The following is an 18,875-nucleotide window of genomic DNA, read 5'->3' on the forward strand; positions in this document are numbered from 1 at the left end:
GAATTATATTAGGGGGGTAACTAATGAAAAAATTATCGTTAAATAAAGGTGAGAAGATAATTAAATATGCTCTTAGAAAATACTCTTTTGGAGTAGTTTCAGTGGCAGTTTCAGTATGTTTTTTTACAGAAATAGCTTCAGCATCTATTTTAATCAATGAAAATACTTCTATACAAGAAACATACTCTACAAATGAAGATTTAAGTGAAAATATTACACAAAAAGAGGATTATGTAAGTGATGAATTAGATAAAAATTTTGTAGAAGAAGAAACATCTATAACTGAAAGCATTATTCAAGATGAAGTTATTGATGAAAAAGAAGATGAAGCTATTGAAGAATATGCTTTTAATGAAACTGTAGAAGAAAAAATTCAAAAAGTAAAACAAAGCTTTAAAGAAGTTAAATATGATGATTTATATACTATTTTAAATCCATATGTTTCATTATGGGATAAACAAGATGTTAAAAATCAATTAAAAAAAGAATTAGGAGTAGAACCAACTCAAGATCAAATAAATGAACGTCTTAAAAGTTTTTGTATGGATAAACTTGATTTAAGAAAAAGCTTTGAATATGTGCAAAATAATTTAGATACAATATTAAAGAAGTTATTTGATAATGACCCATATTTTTCATCTCAATATATTATTAGTAAAAGAAATGAAATATTAATAGCATTATCTTATTTAGAGAGAAATTATAGTTTTGATTTTAAAGGTGAAGTTGCAAAGGATTTAATTTTATATAATTATCCACAAAGTTTAAGTGGATTTTCAGCATTAATGGATATAGGTGAAGTGAGTTTTTCAGATTTAGAGCTTAAAAATACTGCAAAGACTTATGAAAAGAAAATTGCACCAATTACTAAAGATAATACTATTTTTGATTTTATAGAAAATTCTTTAAATAAATATTATCCAGCTATGAGTGCTAGTGAGTGGTTTAAAGATAGAAGTAATGCTTATATTGTTGAAGCTAAAAGTAGTAATCAAAATGTAGATACTTCTTTTTACAATAAAATGAAAAATGATCCTAAATTAAGTGATCATTTAATTCCATTATTATCTCTTAGTCAAGATAATATTTATGTTATTAGCACAATGAGCACAGTGAGTTATGGGTTGGTAGATACATATGTTGATAGAAAAGAAAGTAATTATAATGAGTCAAAAAGAAAATTTGAAGCTGATTTACAAGAAACAGCTAATAAGCAAGAAGAATTTTTAGATTTTTGGTATCGTATTAGTAATAAGAGAGATACACTTTTAAATGGAAATAATATTATTATAATTGATACTATGAGAAAATATGGTGAAGGAAGTACAAGAGATTTATGGGCTCCTAAGTATGGTGAAACATTAAGTGGGGTTCGTGAGTTTATTACTCCTCTTGATTTTTATTCTAATTATATGTTTGTAGATGGAGAAGCATCAGGAGATAATTTAGTTAAATTATATTTATCAAAAACATTAACTGATAGAGGACAATCTACTTATACACATGAATTAACACATTTATTAGATAAAAAAGTTTGGCTTAACGGATATGGTAGGAGAACTGGTAAAGGTGCAGAAACTTTTGCTACAGGAATGTTTGAAAGTTTAAATAATACAGTTGGATTATCTGAATATGAGCCAATATTTAATTTAAATTTAGCATATAAGTTAGGAGAAGGAAGAGTACAAAATGCTTCACCTAATAGATTTATGCAAGAATCTGACTTAAAAGATTATATGCAAGGATTAATGGATGTTATATATACATTAGATTATGCTGAAGCAATATCATCATTAAGAAGAACTAATTCAGAAAAAGCAATATTATTTAATCAATTGGAATTAACACCAGAAAAAGCTCCTAATACTGAAAATAAAAGCAATGATACATTTAAGCATATAGATGAAAGTATTGCAAGTACTTTAAACACAATTGATGATTTAATTGAAAAAAATATTGTATCAGGAAGACTAAAATTTAAAGGTAATGCAACTGTAGGAACAACTGAGCAAAATGGATATTATGTTGCACCATTATTAGAGCCAATATATGCAGGTATTCAAAATGATGAAGGTTCAACAGGGGAGATAACATTTAAAAGATATGCATATGAATTATTAGCTGAATATGGATATAGTGAAGGTATGGTTTCATATGTTTCTGATAAATATTCAAATGATAAGGAAGCATTAAATGCTATTTTAGATTCTAAATATAATGGAAGCTTAACTGAATTTAAAAAGGATATGTTTAAACGTAGAATTGATAAGCTATCAGATTTAAAAGAAACAGACTACTTCAAAAATTATGAAGAATTACAACAGTTAATGAATGAAGCAGTAGAAAAAGATTTAAAGATGATGGAAAGTAATAAAACTAATTCACAACCAATGGCTCAGAATGTAAAAGAAGTACAAAAATTAAAAACAAAGATTTTACAATGGTATTTAGTAAATACTAATGATTTTACAACATCTATATATAATTCTAAAGTTATTGTATCAGAAGATAAAGAAGTAACAGAAACAGAGATTCCTATAGAAGTTATTAATAGAGAAGACTCAAATTTATGGGAAGATGAAACACGTACAGAACCTGGAATATCAGGAAGTATTAGAACAACTAAGATATGGAGAACAGAAAATGGTGTTCGTGTAGGAGAACCAATAATAAATCAAGAAATTATTAGAGAAATGGTTCCAACTATTATTTATAAAGGAACTAAAAAGATTTATGATGAAATTGTTACTGTGGATGACAATGTAGAAATTCCAATTATAGAAAAAGTAATAGAAGATCCTAATTTATATATTGGAGAAGAAAAAAGAGTAGAAGGAAAAGCTGGTATTAAAAAGGTAACAACAATTCAAAAAACAAATAAAGGACAACCAGTAGGAGAACCAATAATAAATCAAGAAATTATTAGAGAAATGGTTCCAACTGTTATTTACAAAGGAACTAAAAAGATTTATGATGAAATTGTTACTGTGGATGACAATGTAGAAATTCCAATTATAGAAAAAGTAATAGAAGATCCTAATTTATATATTGGAGAAGAAAAAAGAGTAGAAGGAAAAGCTGGTATTAAAAAGGTAACAACAATTCAAAAAACAAATAAAGGACAACCAGTAGGAGAACCAATAATAAATCAAGAAATTATTAGAGAAATGGTTCCAACTATTATTTATAAAGGAACTAAAGCTTTACCAACACAAAATGAAATATATCCAGCAGAAGTGATTAATGGTAACTTAGAATGCTACGATGATGAAATTGATTTAGCGTCAGTTATTTTAAATAATATTGCAATAAATGATAATTCAGTTAATGTAAGAAAAGAAATAATAGGAGATATTCCAACTACTGTGGGAGAGCATACTGTTATTGTTAGAGTAACTTATGAAGATAATAGTTACAAAGATGTTAATGTATCTGTTAGAATAAGAAGTAAACAAGATAGACCAAATACAGATAATAAACCAGGTGATGATAGTAATAAACCAAATGAAGATAACAAGCCAAATGTAGATAACAATAAACCAAATTCAAATAATTCTACCAATGGCTCAAGTAATAATAAAAAAGATGATGTAAGTAGTGATAATAATAAACCAAATGAAAATGATTCAGAAACTGTGGATAAAGATAATTCAAATAATTATGTAGAGGTTAAGCCTAATACTGGAAACTCAAATATAGGTAATTCTGAAGATAAAAAATCACAAACAAAATTACCACAAACAGGTGTTGAAGGTTCTTTAACAATGTTAGGATTATTATCATTATCTATTGGTAGTGCTCTATCTTTCAGAAAAAAGAAGAAATAATTTTAAATAATTAAGATATATTATAAAGAGGTTGTATTAAAAGAATATTTAATACTAGCTAAAAAAGGGAATTCGTATTTGAATTCCCTTTTTGTATATAATGTAATTATAAAGTAGTTAAAATATGGTACAACTAAGCAATTTTTTCTAACTGCATTTTATCAAGTTGTTTAAATTCTTTTTTAAGTAATATTAACGTTATAATAACTGAAAGTGAGTCAGCACAAGCGCCCGCTGCCCAAACACCATCTAATCCAATAAACTTAGGTAAGATTATTGTAAATGGAATTAATAATATTACTTGCCTTAAAAGACTTACAAACATAGATATTTTAGCTTTACCAATTGATTGATAGTAACTTGTGGCAACAATATTTATTCCTACTACAGGCATCATTAATAAATATATTCTAATTCCTTTTATTGCTAATGTAGTTAATTCATGATCATTATTAAATAAACTGATGATTTGTGTAGGGAAGCATTGAATTGATATAAAACCAATAATACATATTACACAGGCTGCAATAGTAGCGTATTTAAATGCTTCTTTAGCTCTTTCATACTTTTTAGCACCATAATTAAATCCGATAATAGGCTGGCACCCTTGATTTATACCAAATATAGGCATCATAAATATTATATTTAATGAACTTATTACTGTCATAGCACCAATTGCTAAATCACTACCATAAGTTTTTAAGGCGTTATTAGCAATAACTTGAACTAAACTATTAGCTATTTGTGTAGCAAATGGAGCTATTCCAATGGCAAAAGTCATAGTTACTAGGTGTTTTTTTAATTTAAAGTTTTCAATTTTTAACTTTAAGTTTGAATTACCAGCTGTGTAGTAATATAAAATTATAAAGAAAGTAATAGCTTGTGAAATAATAGTTGCTAAAGCAGCACCTTTAACTCCTAGGTTAAGTACAAAGATAAATATATAATCTAGTATAATGTTAGCACCACAGCCAATTACCATGGTTATGGAAGACATTTTAGGATTTCCATCAGCTCTTACTGTACTGTTTAAAGCAAATGAAAGAATATTAAATGTACATCCAAGCAAAATTATACCTATATATTCTTTTGCATAAAATAGTGTATTTTCACTGGCACCAAAAAGATTTAGAATAGGGTTAGCGAAGATAGTTCCAGTTATTGCAATAGCTAGTCCTACTATTATACTTAAAGTAAAAGCATTTCCCAAAAGCTTTTCAGCTGTAGTTCTATTTCCTTTTCCTAAATTAAGGGAGATATTAGCAGTAGTACCAATACCAATAAGCATACCAAAGGCTAGCACTATTGTCATAATTGGCATAGTAATACCTACACCAGTTATTGCTAGTGAACCTATATCAGGTATATTTCCGATGAACATTCTATCAACAATGTTATATAGGGCATTTACTACCATACCAATGATGGCTGGAATAGAATATTGTAATAACAACTTTCCAATAGGTGCATCGCCAAGATGTTTTTGATTACTCATAAGTTGTCCTCCTATTTATGTATTATATTGTTTGTAATCTTTTGTAAAAATATTAATTATTCAACATCAATATTAAATTTATTAAACTCTTTTGATAAAAAAGATTCCATTCAATAAAGATACTTGTACATTATAGAGAAAAATATTTGCAAATACAACCTCTTTTTATTATGAGTTACGGGTTATAAATTAAGAATAATAAAAATAGCCTAGCATAGGATATTATAGCTAAGGCTATTTTACATTAAAGGTTATAATTATAAGCGGTTAAGCATTCCATGAAGCATACTTGCATGTCTTGCTTCATCTCTTGCAGCATGATCAATAAATGTATAAAGTTCCTCAAGTCCGGCAGCTTTTGCTTTTTGAGCTAATTCAGCTTTTAATTTGTTGGCACCAATTTCACCATTCATCATATTTGTAAGATTAGTTTTAGTACAGTCAGATACTCTACCAGTAAGTTCTGCATATTGAGCTGCATGTTCAGCTTCTTCCCAAGCAATAACTTTAAGTACTTCTGCAATTTCAGGATAACCTGAACGTTGAGCAACTCTAGCCATTGCTAAGTAAAGTCCTACTTCAGCAGTTTCTCCATTAAATTGACCATTAAGGCTATTTTTTAATTCTTCATTATCCTTAGCAACACCAAGTTGGTTTTCAATTACAAAACTTAATTTTTCCATAATATCATTCTCCTTTTATACTTAATAGATAGATTGTTGAATAAATAAAATTTGCAAAAAATAGTTATTCAACAATCTATTAATAATAAATAGTATTACCAAAATAGTTATTTTTAAATTAGCAAGTTATAGATATTTCCAGAACTGTGGTAAATACATTACAAAATAATTGTTGTGAAAGGTATTGGAGTAATACTGGAGCTATGGATGAAGTAGCTTGCAGTTTTTTTTATTTAGAATTTCTTTAGAAATATTAATCTTTTTTCTTAAGTTTTATCCTTTATTATATAATTATACTAAGAAAAGGAGAGTGAACCAATGGAAGGTAATACTATAATTCAATACTTAGCACAATATGGAACATTATTTATATTCATTTATAATAGAGTTAGTTAATAATGTTTTAATGAAAGAAGGAGTTTTATGAATTCATATAGTATTTTAATAGTTGAAGACGAAATTGATATAGCCAGAGCCATAGAAGCTTATTTAAATAACCAAGAATATAAGACGTTTATTGCAGGTAATGGTATAGAGGGGTTAGAGGTTTTAAGCAACGAAGAAATACATTTAGCTATAGTGGATGTAATGATGCCCAAGATGGATGGTATAACCTTTGTTATGAAGCTTAGAGAAAAATATGATTTTCCAGTGATAATGTTATCAGCAAAATCAGAAGAAGTTGATAAAATAATGGGCCTTAATATAGGAGCAGATGATTATGTTACTAAGCCATTTAGACCATTAGAGCTTTTAGCAAGGGTAAATTCACATTTAAGAAGATACTCAAGATTTTTAAATATGGTAAAGCATGAAGAGGAAAATACCAATGTATTTGAAGTTGGTGGTTTAGAACTTAATACTGATACTAAGGAAGTAATTCTTGATGGTAAAAGTATAAGGATGACACCTAGTGAGTTTAAAATTCTTGAATTACTTATAAGAAATCCAGGTAGGGTCTTTTCAGCTGAGGAAATATATGAAAGAGTATGGAATGAACAGGCTATTAATACAGATACAATAATGGTTCATGTGAGAAATATAAGAGAAAAAATAGAAATTAATCCGAAAAAACCAAAATATTTAAAGGTGGTGTGGGGAGTTGGATATAAACTTGAAAAGCAATGATAAAAAAGAAAATAAGATTTTAACTAGTTTAATAATATTATTAACATTATTTATAGCAGCCATAGGAATGTTTAAAACATATCCTTTTATAAGTAAATTAGCAAAGGATACATCATATAATTATTTAGAAAACTATGATTTTGCTAAGATATTAATAGAATCTAGTTATGCATTAGATTATAAAATTAAAAACCAAAATAGTGAGGAAATAAAAGAACCTAAAGATATATTTATAGATAAAAATAGTATGAACTATTTATATGAAGGCAATGAAGAATCATATAATGATGAGGTATATTACAGATTTAATGAGAACTTTAACCGATGGATTACAAATTTAAAAGGGAGTTTAAGTAATCTTCAATATTTTGCCTTGGATAAGGAAAGTGGATTAACTACCACAAATATCAGTGATAGTATTACCGTTAAAGAGGATAAAAATATAGATTTATCTGAAATAGATATGAATAAATATAGATTTACTGTAGTACTTAATTTTGATGAAAATGGGAATATTTCTTTAAGTGATGTTAAGGGAGTTAATGCGAATACTATATCATCAACTATGTATGATTATAAAGATATTATTGATGGAGAAGCATCACAAATTATTACTCCTATTAAGAATATGACTTATGTATTTGCTGTGCCAACTGAACTAGTTTATTCAGATCATCTTTCATGGAATATAGACAATGCTTCATATTATGGATATGAAAGTTATGGAACTTTAATCAGTGCAAGTATTATAGCTATAATATTATTAACAGCTTTAATATTCCCATATAAGAAGGTTAAAGATTTTAATATTTTAAAAATACCATTTGAAATTTGGTTCATTATTATAAGTTGTGATATAGCATTATGGATTGCAGCAGCTGAAAGTATGATAAGGGTATCGTATTTAAAGGAGTTACCTATAATAAAGAATCAGATAGTATCTGAGGGCATGGTAAGTACATTTAATATAGCTGTATGGTTTGGAATTTTTGCCATAGCTTTCTTTGGAATGACAGTAATAAAATCAATGTTTAAAATTGGATTTAAAGAGTATTTTAAGAGCAGAAGTATCATAGGTAGAATATTAGTTTGGATATTTATATATCTTAAGAAGACTATAAATTATGTAACAGAAATAAATTTAGAGGAAAATAACAATAAGTATATTTTAAAGCTTGTATTAATAAATGCAGCTATATTATTAATTTTATCTTTTATTTGGTTCTTTGAAATTCCGTTTATAATTATCTACTCAATAATACTATTTATTGTTATTACAAAATATGTAGATGATATAAGTGATAAATATAAAAGATTAACTACGGCTACAAATGAAATAGCGGCAGGAAACTTAGATGTTAAAATAGAAGAAGATTTAGGTGTATTTAATCCATTTAAGGATAATTTAGAAAAAATACAAGGGGGATTTAAGAAAGCAGTACAAGAAGAAGTTAAAAGTCAAAGAATGAAAACTGATTTAATTTCTAATGTTTCTCATGATTTAAAGACTCCTCTTACAGCAATAATAACTTATGTTGATCTTTTAAAAGATGAAAATTTAAGCCAGGAAAAGCGTAAGCAATATATAGAAATAGTGGATAGAAAGTCACAAAGATTACAGAATCTTATTGAAGATTTATTTGAAATGAGTAAAGCAAGTAGTGGAAATATAACATTAAATATAGAGGAGATAGATATTGTTTCACTAATGAAGCAAACACTACTTGAATTAGATGATAAAATTAAAGCTTCATCATTAACATTTAAAAATAATTTTCCAGAAGAAAAGGTAGCGCTTCAATTAGATAGCCAATGTACTTTTAGAATCTTTGAAAATATTATTATAAATGCAACAAAATATGCTATGGCAAATAGTAGGGTATATTTAGATATAATAGAAAGAGAAGATAATGTAGAAGTTATAATGAAAAATATGGCGGCAGAAGAAATAGATTTTAATACTAATGAAATAGTGGAAAGGTTTGTTCGTGGTGATGAATCTAGAAATACTGAAGGTTCAGGATTAGGTCTTGCCATTGCAAAAAGTTTTGTAGAATTACAAGGTGGAAGCTTTAAAATTGAAGTTGATGGCGATTTATTTAAGGTAATAATGAATTTTAAAAAGAATTAAGAGATGGATATAGCAAAATGTAAATAAAATATCATTGACTTACAATTGGTTGTATTAGATAATTAATATATAGATAAAATCATAATAAAGATAGTGATGAGGAAGAGTATTTAAAGATATTATTTTTAGAGAGCTAAGGTTTGGTGAGACTTAGTAATGATTCTTTTTAGAAGCAGCCTTTGAATTGCTTAACTGAGAACTAAGTTTAGAGCTTAATGTAGGTTGAGACGTTACCTTTACGTTATAAAAGGAGAAATAATTATTATTTCTACTGAGTGAACAATTTATGTTGTTTATGAGGGTGGTACCGCGGAATTACAGCTTCGTCCCTTTTTAAGGGATGAGGCTTTTTTGTATAGAAAAAGAAATAAGTTTTTATGGCTTTAAAAAGTTTAGGTATAAGATAATTCTGGAAGAGGCTTAGCTATTATAGAATAAAATAAACATTTATTTAATTTGGAGGTATAAAATTGGAAGAAATTTTAGAGATATTGGAGAAGAATTTTAGGTATACCGATGAGCAGATTGCAGTTATGGTTGGCAAGACTGTTGAAGAGGTAAGAGAAGCAATACAAGATTATGAAGAAAAAAGTATTATTGCAGGATATACAACACTGATAAATTGGGAAAATACAGGGAAGGAAGTTGTTACAGCATTAATACAGGTGAAGGTTACTCCTCAAAGGGGAGAAGGGTTTGATAAGGTTGCAGAGAGAATATATAGATATGATCAGGTACAAGCGTGCTATCTAATGTCTTCTGGTGGTTTTGATTTAACTGTTATAGTGGAAGGAAAGACCATGAAAGAGGTGGCTACTTTTGTAGCGCAAAAGTTAGCAGTACTTGATAATGTAGATGGAACAGCAACGCATTTTGTATTAAAGAAGTATAAGGACCATGGAACAATATTTAAGGAAAAGAAGAATACTGATAATAGGGAGGCTATATTTATATGATACTAGAAAATATGATTAGGAAAGAAGTAAAGGAGATGCCTCCTTCAGGAATAAGAAAATTTTTTGATATAGTAAATGAAATGGAAGATGTTATTTCATTAGGTGTTGGAGAGCCAGATTTTGTTACACCATGGAATATAAGAGAAGCGGGTATATACTCGTTGGAGCAAGGAGATACGCACTACTCTTCTAATGCCGGATTTATTGAGTTAAGAGAAGAAATAGCTAAATATTTAAAAAGAAGATTTGATTTGTCATATAACCCATCAGATGAAATACTTGTTACAGTGGGAGGAAGTGAAGGAATAGATATTGCTTTAAGGGCATTGGTTGGTCCAGGTGATGAAGTTCTTATTCCAGAGCCAAGTTTTGTGGCATATAAGGGTTGTACTACATTTACAGGTGCTAAAGCAAATGTATTAGAGTTAAAAGTAGAAAATGATTTTAAGCTAACAGCTGATGAACTTGAAGAAGCTATTACAGAAAAGACAAAGGTAGTTATCATACCTTTTCCTAACAATCCAACAGGAGCAATAATGACTAGAGAAGAATTGGAGCCTATTGTGGAAGTTTTAAAGAAAAAAGATGTAATAGTTATATCAGATGAAATATATGCAGAACTTACTTATAATAAGGAACATGTATCTATTGCCAGCTTCCCAGAGATAAAAGATAAAACTCTTGTGATTAATGGTTTCTCAAAGGCTTATGCTATGACAGGATGGAGACTGGGATATGCTTGTGGAAACAAGGTATTAATAGATGCAATGAAAAAAATACATCAATATGCAATAATGTGTTCACCAACGACAGCACAATTTGCAGCTATTGAAGCATTGAGAAATGGTGATGAAAGCGTTAGTGAAATGGTAAAGGAATATAATAGAAGAAGAAGAGTGCTTGTAGATGGATTTAGAAAGTTAGGATTTGAATGCTTTGAACCTTTAGGGGCATTTTATGTATTTCCATGTATAAAATCTACAGGGCTTTCATCAGAAAAATTTTGTGAGAAGCTTCTTTTAAAAGAAAAAGTACTTGCTGTGCCAGGTAATGCTTTTGGTGATTGTGGAGAAGGATTTATTAGAGCTTGCTACGCATCATCAATGGAAAATATTTATGAAGCACTTAGAAGAATAGAGCGCTTCGTTAAAGAAGGCTTTTAATTAAAAAATGATTGGAGGTGAAAGAAATGTGGATTTTATACGCCTTTGGGTCGGCACTTTTTGCAGGTGCAACATCAATACTTGCCAAAATAGGTATTGAATATGTGGATTCTCACGTAGCAACAGCATTAAGAACCATTGTAGTTCTTATTTTTTCATGGCTGATGGTATTTATTGTAGGATCTCAAAACCAACTTGTAGATATAAGTATTAAGAGCTATATATTTTTAATATTATCTGGTATGGCCACAGGAGCATCGTGGCTATGCTATTTTAAAGCACTTCAGCTTGGTGATGTTAATAAGGTGGTACCAATAGATAAATCCAGCACCATTTTAACAATGGTACTAGCGTTTATCTTCTTAAAGGAAGATATAACCGTACCAATGGTAATTGGAATGATAGCAATAGGTCTAGGAACATATTTAATGATTCAAAAGAAGGAAGAAGAGCAAAAGGAAGTTAAAAATAAGGCATGGCTTATATATGCAGTGCTATCAGCAGTATGTGCTTCACTTACTTCTATATTAGCGAAAATTGGTATTGAAAATGTAGAATCAAATTTAGGAACAGCTATTAGAACTATAGTAGTACTTATGATGGCATGGCTTATTGTATTTTTACAAAAAAAACATGGACAAGTAAAGAAAATAAGTAAAAAAAGCTTACTGTTTATTGGATTGTCAGGAATTGCCACAGGAGCATCTTGGCTTTGCTATTATAAAGCTCTTCATGATGGTTTAGCATCTATTGTTGTACCTATAGATAAGTTGAGTATTTTAGTGACAGTAGCTTTTGCATATATATTTTTAAAGGAAAAACTTTCTAAAAAGTCAGCAGCAGGACTTATTTTAATAACAGTAGGAACATTAAGTTTGTTAATAAAGATATAGAAATAATTAGGATATTATAAATAAGGTATAAATGATAGAATTTATGAAGATTAAAAGAATATATTAAGGAGCAAAACTTTACTATATGCGTTGACGGTTTTAATGGCTTCAAGGAAACTATCGGAGCCACTTTCCCATTTGCTAAAATACAAAGGCGTATAAAGAATCTAACTTTTTTATAGTATGTTTAATTATAAATTTTAAAATTATTTAATTTTTTATCCTATGATATATGATGGGAATCATAGTTGAAGATATAACATAACAAGTAATTATTTTTTTGCCAAATTCAATATTAAAATTATTTTTAAAAACAGATGGAGAAATAATAATACTAATTCCAATTAAAATCCAAATAAAGTATATAAAAGTTGAAATTTTTATCTTTTTTTTCATTCTTTAAAAACCTCCTTAATTATTATTATCTGACTTATGGACAGGTTAAGCTCATTTCTACCTTAAAGAATTCTACTCTATTTCTTTAAGTAAATAATCAATTCAAAGTTCTACTATTCATTTTTCTTAATTAATTATATAATAAAACATTTAAAAAAAATGCTAAATATTGTCTAAGGGAGTTAATGGTAAAGTCACTATTAATAATTAGTGTGAAAGTTATTGGATTAACTAAAAGAATTTGTTAAAAAAGTATTTGACTTAGAGTTAACTTCAACTGGTATACTAAACTTAAGTTATTTAAATAGATATAGGTATTGGGAAAATACTAAAGTTTATTTAGGTATAAATAAAGATATATTGAAAATATAGGAGGAAGATTATGTTATTTGATTTTATTTATTATAACCCAACAAGAATACATTTTGGGAAGGATTCTTTAAATCAGTTAAAAGGGGAGCTTGAAAGTTATGGAGAAACAATACTTTTAATATATGGAAAGAACTCTATAAAGAAAATAGGTTTATATGATGAAATAGTTAAGATTTTAAATGAGGGAGGAAAAAAGGTTATAGAGCTTTCTGGGGTTATGTCAAACCCTACTTATAGTAAAGTTTTAGAAGGGGGAAAGCTTGTTCGTGAGAATAATGTAGATCTTATATTAGCAGTTGGTGGCGGATCTGTAATAGATTGCGCAAAAGCAATTTCAGTATCTGCTTATTGTGAAGGAGATGCCTTTACAAGATATTGGATTAATTTTGAACCAGTTAATAATAAAATTGTACCAGTAGGATCTGTTTTAACAATGGTTGGTACTGGTTCAGAAATGAATGGGGGATCAGTTATTACTAATGAAGAATTAAAACTTAAAAATGGTAGAGTATATCCATCAGAAGTATATCCAAAGTTCTCAATCTTAAATCCTGAGTATACTTTTTCAGTTCCACAATATCAAATGGTAAGTGGTATATTTGATATTATGTCACATCTTATGGAGCAATATTTCTCAGGAAATGATAATAATACTACTGATTATGTAATTGAAGGGCTTCTTCGTTCAGTGATAGATAATGCAAGAGTGGCTATTAAAAATCCAAATGATTATGAAGCTAGAAGCAATATTATGTGGAGTGCTACCCTTGCTCTTAATACTATGGCTGGTCTTGCAAAAGAGCAAGATTGGGAAGTGCATATGATTGAACATCAATTAGGTGCTTATACTGATTGTGCACATGGTATGGGATTAGCAGCAATTTCTATTCCATATTATAATTATATTTATACTTATGGTTTAGATAAATTTGTTAGATTTGCTAAGGAAGTATGGCATGTATCACCAGAAGGTAAAACTAAGGATGAGATTGCTAAAGAAGGTCTTGTAGCCTTAGAATCATTTATTAAAGAATGTGGTATGGTTACTTCTCTTAGGGACCTTGGAGCAACAAAAGAAATGTTACCACTTATAGCAAACTCTACAGTGTTGGGTGGAGGATATAAAAAACTTACGGCAGAAGATATTTTAACAATTTTAGAAGCTTGTTATTAATTATAGAGATTAGAAAGAAATTTTTGATGAAAAAAGAATTTATTAATATCATTTAATAATGTTTACATAGGATGATATACTAAAAATAAGTTAAGAGATAGTCTATTTATGGATTGTTACTGGTAAGCAGGCAAAACCTAAATTGATAGTAATATTATGGTTAGCTATAAAACTAACTTTGGTTGCTATTGATTTAGGTTTTTTAGTGATGAATATATTATTATTGCTATTATTTTAGTACAACATCAATATAGAAAGAAAAAATTATAATTATATTGTTAAAAAGGATAATAAAGGTTATGAAAATATATAAAGTTTTAAATAATAATAATTTAAATGACAAGTTTCTTTGATAGAATTAAATTTTACGAAGAAAATAAAGATTTAGATATTAAAGCTATAAAATATCCTACACCAGCTCAATACAAGAAAGAATATGAGTGGTTAAAAGAAGTTGACAGTTTAGCTTTAGCTAATGCTCAAATGAACTTAGATAAAGCCTACAAAAACTTCTTTAGAGATAAGTCAGTAGGATTTCCTAAATTTAAGTCTAAGAAAACTAATAGATTTAGTTATACAACCAATAATCAAAATGGGACTATATACATTGATAATGGTTATATAAAAATTCCAAAATTAAAATCTAAAATAAAAATAGTTTTGCATAGACAATTCAAAGGATTAATTAAATCTGCAACAATTTCTAAAACGACAAGTAATCAATACTATATTTCTATCTTAGTAGATACTGAAAATATTAAACTGCCAAAGAGTAATAATAAAATAGGTGTTGACCTTGGGTTAAAGGAGTTTGCTATATGCTCCAATGGAGATAGGTTTGATAATCCGAAAAGTCTTAGAAAATCTGAAAAGAAATTAGCTAAATTACAAAAAGGGTTGAGTAGAAAAGTTAAAGGGAGTAATAACAGATATAAAGCAAGATTAAAGGTGGCGAAGCTTCATCAAAGAATAGCTAATCAAAGAAAAGATTTTTTGCATAAATTATCAACTAAAATTATTAGCGAAAACCAAACAATAGTTTTAGAAGATTTGAGAGTAAAAAACATGATGCAAAATCATAAATTAGCTAAGGCGATTAGTGAAGTAAGTTGGTCAGAATTTAGGACAATGTTAGAATATAAAGCTAATTGGTATGGTAAAGAGATAATAATAGCTCCATCTAATTACGCAAGTTCTCAACTATGTTCTAAGTGTGGCTATAAAAATAAAGAAGTAAAGAATTTAGCATTAAGAAATTGGACTTGTCCGAGTTGTGGTGCTAACCACGATAGAGATATAAATGCTAGTATAAATCTACTGAAATTAGCAATGTAATTTTGGTATTATATTGAGGTAGGAACTACCTTGTTAGCTTGGGTAAACTTGTACTGTTGGGTATATTGACCAAGAAGCTCCCACTTCTATAAGTGGCGAGTAGTTCACGAGAACAGGTAAAAGCTATGAAAGAAGCTATTGCTGATGGTGTAAATCTTATAGGATATACTTCATGGGGATGCATAGATTTAGTATCAGCATCAACAGGGGAAATGAGCAAAAGATATGGATTCATTTATGTAGATAAAGATAATGAAGGTAATGGAACATTGGAAAGAAGAAAGAAAAAAAGCTTTTATTGGTACAAAAAAGTAATTGAATCTAATGGAGAAAAACTTGAATAATAATGAATGATGAACTAATGAGTGTTATGTAATATATTAATAAATAAGTTTTTCTTGTATTAGTATTATAGATATGTTATATTAAATGAGCAGTTGGTACGTAAAGTGCTGATAAATGATAGAGACTGGTTTGTCCTCGCCGGGTTACCAGTCTCTATTTTTTTATATTAGTATTATACTAAATAATTATTATAAATCAAAAGTGAAAAAATTATTAAGAAAAAATTAAATAATATTTGTGTTGCAGCACTTTTCATAAAATTCAATAGGACCTGCGTTTTTTATAATTACTATTGAATCACCTCTTAGCTTCATATCCCATAGACATTTGTTCAAAAGGATTTTACCAATAGAGTGTTTTCTAAAATCTTTCAGTACACCAATAGGACCAAATATGCTAGTACCTAGAATATCATATGAACTAAAACCAATTATGTGGTCATTAATTAGTACAAGATAAATTGGTATATTATTTGAAGGAAAGATAGATACCAATGAATCAGCCCATATAGAATTAAAATTTTCTTTTACAAAATCATATATTATATATTTATCTTTATTCAGTGCCTTTCTTATAACAAAATTCTTATTTTGTTTATTATTAAATGAATAAATATTTCTTAAGTCAACTAGTAAGTCTTTGGAGGTGTTACAAAACTTTTGTAGATAATGAAGCTCTTCTTTGGTAAGGGCAGCAGTTACTTCACTAGGTATTTTTATTAATGCTTTTAGAACATAAATTTCAGTGAGATACGTTTGTTTTCGTTTATTCATAATTTGCAAGGATTCAGTTAGAATTTCTAAAGTACTGTCACTTATTGGTGTGATGAAAAATTGATTTTTATTCCCTTCAATATTTCTAGGGAGATTTAGAGCCATTTCTTTATACTTATGGAGCTTATGAAGAAAATGGTTATTTAAATCCTTTATGATGCCGGTATTTTCTAAGATCAGAGCTATAAATATATCTATGGGAAATATGACTTTTCGCTCATTTAATGAATTTTCTGTAATATTAAATATTTTAAGAAGCTTATCGGTAATATTAAAATTATTCATAAATTACACCTCTTTTATAATTGATAATGGACTTTTATTCAAAATTATCACAATTTTGTGTCTTGATTATCTATAAAATCAAAGTATTGATAATGGACTTTTATTCAAAATTATCCATTATCAACTATCAATTACAAAAGTATATGGCTTATTGGCATAATGGAAATGCCAAGGAAAATAGATAACAATGATAGTTTTATGTGACCGTATGAGCGTGATGATGGAATAAGTTCTGCCAGTGATATATAAATCATAATGCCACAGACTACAGCAAAAATTATGCCAAGAATAAGTTCATTAATAAATGGTTTTAAGAATAAAAATGATAAAAATGCTCCTAGTGGTTCAGTCATTCCAGACCAAAAGGAATATTTAATTGCTTTATATCGACTACCAGTTGAAAAATATATAGGCATAGCAATGGCAATACCTTCAGGAATATTATGCAAAGCTATAGCAAAAGCAACAGATATTCCTAGACCAATATCTTGGTATCCAGAAACAAAGGTAGCAATTCCTTCAGGGAAGTTATGTAGCATTAAAGCAATTGTAGATACTAAACCAACCCTGAATAGACCATAGTTTTTATTGGTCTCTTTGAGAGAGTTTTTTTCATCATCAGGTAAGAAATTATCAATTAAAAAAGCAATCAATCCACCAATAAGTAAAAAGAGAATAGACCAAATCACTCCTTGAAATTCCCCATGATATTTAGAGATAGATTCTTCAGCAGTGGGAAATAAATCTGTAAATGATACGGTAATCATAACTCCTGCCGAAAATCCCAAGGAGAATGTTAAAAATTTTTCATTTTTTGTTTTATTAAAGAACACTATGATAGCTCCAATAACTGTAGATAATCCTGCTAAAGTAGATAAAAGTAAAGGAATAAAAGAATATTTATCAATCATTTTAATGTACCCCATTGTAATTTATTACATAAGTATATTATGATTAATATATAAAAAAAAGAAGTTAATAATAAATATTTCGTAAAGATAAAGGAGAGCAGTTTATGATAAAGCTTATTGCATCTGATATGGATGGAACATTAATTAATAGTAGTCACCAAATATCATCAGGAAATTTAAGTGCTATAAGAAGAGCACAAGAATCAGGAATAGAATTTGCTATAGCTACAGGTAGAGATTATTCTATGGTTAAACCATTTTTAGATAAGTATGAGTTGAAATGCGAAGCTATAGTTATGAATGGGGCTGAATATAGAGATTGTAATGGAGAAGTTATAGAATCTATAGGAATTGAAAAAAGTAAAGTAAAAGCAGTTATAGAAGAAATATTAAAGGAAAGCAGTATAGTTGATATATATACTAGTGAAGGTATTTTTACTACAAAATATTCAAAGGAAGATTTTGATAATGCTGTAAATAGAATTAAAGAATTTAATAAAGAAATGACAAAAGATAATATAATCAAATTATTAACTGAGATAAGAGAAAAAATGATAGAGTTTCATATAGAAGATATTGATAAAATGATAAGTTCAGAAATTGTATTTTATAAGATAATAACTTCTCATAAAGATAAATATATTATAAGAAATTTGAAGAAGAAAATAAATGAAATAGGTGGTTTAGCAGTTGCTTCAACTTCAGAATATGATATAGAAGTAAATGATATACAAGCACAAAAGGGATTAATATTAGCAAAAGTAGCAGAGATGAAGGGCATTGAAAAAGATGAGGTTATGGTCTTAGGAGATAGCTTTAATGATTATTCAATGTTTACTGAATTTAAAAATTCATATGCAATGAAAAATGCAATAGATGAGATAAAGAAAATAGCTACATATGTAACAGAGACAAATAATAATGATGGGGTTGGCAAGGCTATAGAAAAAGTATTAAATATGCAGTAATTTTTATGAGACATTTATAAGGATATATATTAGTAAGACA

At 28.1% G+C, this 18,875-nt stretch carries 13 protein-coding genes, 1 pseudogene and 1 other annotated feature; of the genes and pseudogenes, 10 read left to right on the plus strand and 4 right to left on the minus strand.

Annotation, left to right across the window (positions count from 1 at the left end):
- Window positions 1–23: 23 nt before the first annotated feature.
- Window positions 24–3,827, plus strand: coding sequence for a ZmpA/ZmpB/ZmpC family metallo-endopeptidase (locus H8R92_RS02825; RefSeq protein WP_186834670.1), 3,804 nt, complete (start codon window positions 24–26; stop codon window positions 3,825–3,827).
- Between the two features lie 133 nt (window positions 3,828–3,960).
- On the opposite strand, the gene H8R92_RS02830 is transcribed toward H8R92_RS02825, so the two are convergent.
- Together H8R92_RS02830 and H8R92_RS02835 are read right to left on the minus strand one after the other, a co-directional pair.
- Window positions 3,961–5,322 (minus strand): MATE family efflux transporter, encoded by a 1,362-nt coding sequence (locus H8R92_RS02830; protein ID WP_186834671.1) that lies wholly within the window; start codon window positions 5,320–5,322, stop codon window positions 3,961–3,963.
- Between the two features lie 257 nt (window positions 5,323–5,579).
- Window positions 5,580–6,005: a ferritin-like domain-containing protein gene (locus tag H8R92_RS02835; protein ID WP_022212772.1), complete on the minus strand. Its 426-nt coding sequence runs from the start codon at window positions 6,003–6,005 to the stop codon at window positions 5,580–5,582.
- A gap of 423 nt (window positions 6,006–6,428) precedes the next feature.
- Between H8R92_RS02835 and H8R92_RS02840 the strand changes: the two genes are divergently transcribed.
- The 8 genes and pseudogenes from H8R92_RS02840 to H8R92_RS02875 form a co-directional block, all read left to right on the plus strand.
- Window positions 6,429–7,133, plus strand: a complete 705-nt coding sequence (locus H8R92_RS02840) for a response regulator transcription factor (RefSeq protein WP_022212773.1) — start codon at window positions 6,429–6,431, stop codon at window positions 7,131–7,133.
- Complete coding sequence (locus H8R92_RS02845) at window positions 7,108–9,264, plus strand: sensor histidine kinase (RefSeq protein WP_022212774.1); 2,157 nt, start codon at window positions 7,108–7,110, stop codon at window positions 9,262–9,264. Before H8R92_RS02840 ends, H8R92_RS02845 begins: the two co-directional genes overlap by 26 nt.
- 84 nt (window positions 9,265–9,348) lie before the next feature.
- Window positions 9,349–9,598, plus strand: a binding site (T-box leader).
- Between the two features lie 136 nt (window positions 9,599–9,734).
- Entirely contained in the window at window positions 9,735–10,220 is a 486-nt protein-coding gene (locus H8R92_RS02850; RefSeq protein ID WP_022212775.1) for an Lrp/AsnC family transcriptional regulator, read from the plus strand.
- Entirely contained in the window at window positions 10,217–11,383 is a 1,167-nt protein-coding gene (locus H8R92_RS02855) for an aminotransferase class I/II-fold pyridoxal phosphate-dependent enzyme (RefSeq protein WP_186834672.1), read from the plus strand. Before H8R92_RS02850 ends, H8R92_RS02855 begins: the two co-directional genes overlap by 4 nt.
- A 26-nt stretch (window positions 11,384–11,409) precedes the next feature.
- Window positions 11,410–12,276 carry an EamA family transporter gene (locus H8R92_RS02860; RefSeq protein WP_022212777.1) on the plus strand — a complete coding sequence of 289 codons (867 nt, stop codon included), beginning with the start codon at window positions 11,410–11,412 and terminating at the stop codon, window positions 12,274–12,276.
- Between the two features lie 778 nt (window positions 12,277–13,054).
- Window positions 13,055–14,218, plus strand: a complete 1,164-nt coding sequence (locus H8R92_RS02865) for an iron-containing alcohol dehydrogenase (RefSeq protein WP_022212779.1) — start codon at window positions 13,055–13,057, stop codon at window positions 14,216–14,218.
- 336 nt (window positions 14,219–14,554) lie between these two features.
- On the plus strand, window positions 14,555–15,553 hold the full coding sequence (gene tnpB / locus H8R92_RS02870) for an IS200/IS605 family element RNA-guided endonuclease TnpB (protein WP_243166563.1): 999 nt from the start codon (window positions 14,555–14,557) through the stop codon (window positions 15,551–15,553).
- A gap of 107 nt (window positions 15,554–15,660) precedes the next feature.
- Window positions 15,661–15,897 (plus strand): annotated as a pseudogene (locus tag H8R92_RS02875) (family 1 glycosylhydrolase); the annotation flags it as partial.
- Window positions 15,898–16,122: 225 nt separating this feature from the next.
- Here the strand turns inward: H8R92_RS02875 and H8R92_RS02880 are convergent.
- Both H8R92_RS02880 and zupT read right to left on the minus strand, forming a co-directional pair.
- Window positions 16,123–16,956 (minus strand): GNAT family N-acetyltransferase, encoded by an 834-nt coding sequence (locus H8R92_RS02880; RefSeq protein WP_186834673.1) that lies wholly within the window; start codon window positions 16,954–16,956, stop codon window positions 16,123–16,125.
- Window positions 16,957–17,087: 131 nt separating this feature from the next.
- A complete protein-coding gene (gene zupT, locus H8R92_RS02885) occupies window positions 17,088–17,867 on the minus strand; it encodes a zinc transporter ZupT (protein ID WP_186834674.1) in 780 nt (259 codons plus the stop codon).
- 104 nt (window positions 17,868–17,971) lie between these two features.
- On the opposite strand from zupT, the gene H8R92_RS02890 reads away from it, so the two are divergent.
- Entirely contained in the window at window positions 17,972–18,835 is an 864-nt protein-coding gene (locus H8R92_RS02890) for a Cof-type HAD-IIB family hydrolase (protein ID WP_186834675.1), read from the plus strand.
- The last annotated feature ends 40 nt before the right edge of the window (window positions 18,836–18,875 follow it).

The organism is Clostridium lentum (genome assembly GCF_014287815.1).
Classification (GTDB): domain Bacteria; phylum Bacillota; class Clostridia; order Clostridiales; family Clostridiaceae; genus Clostridium; species Clostridium lentum.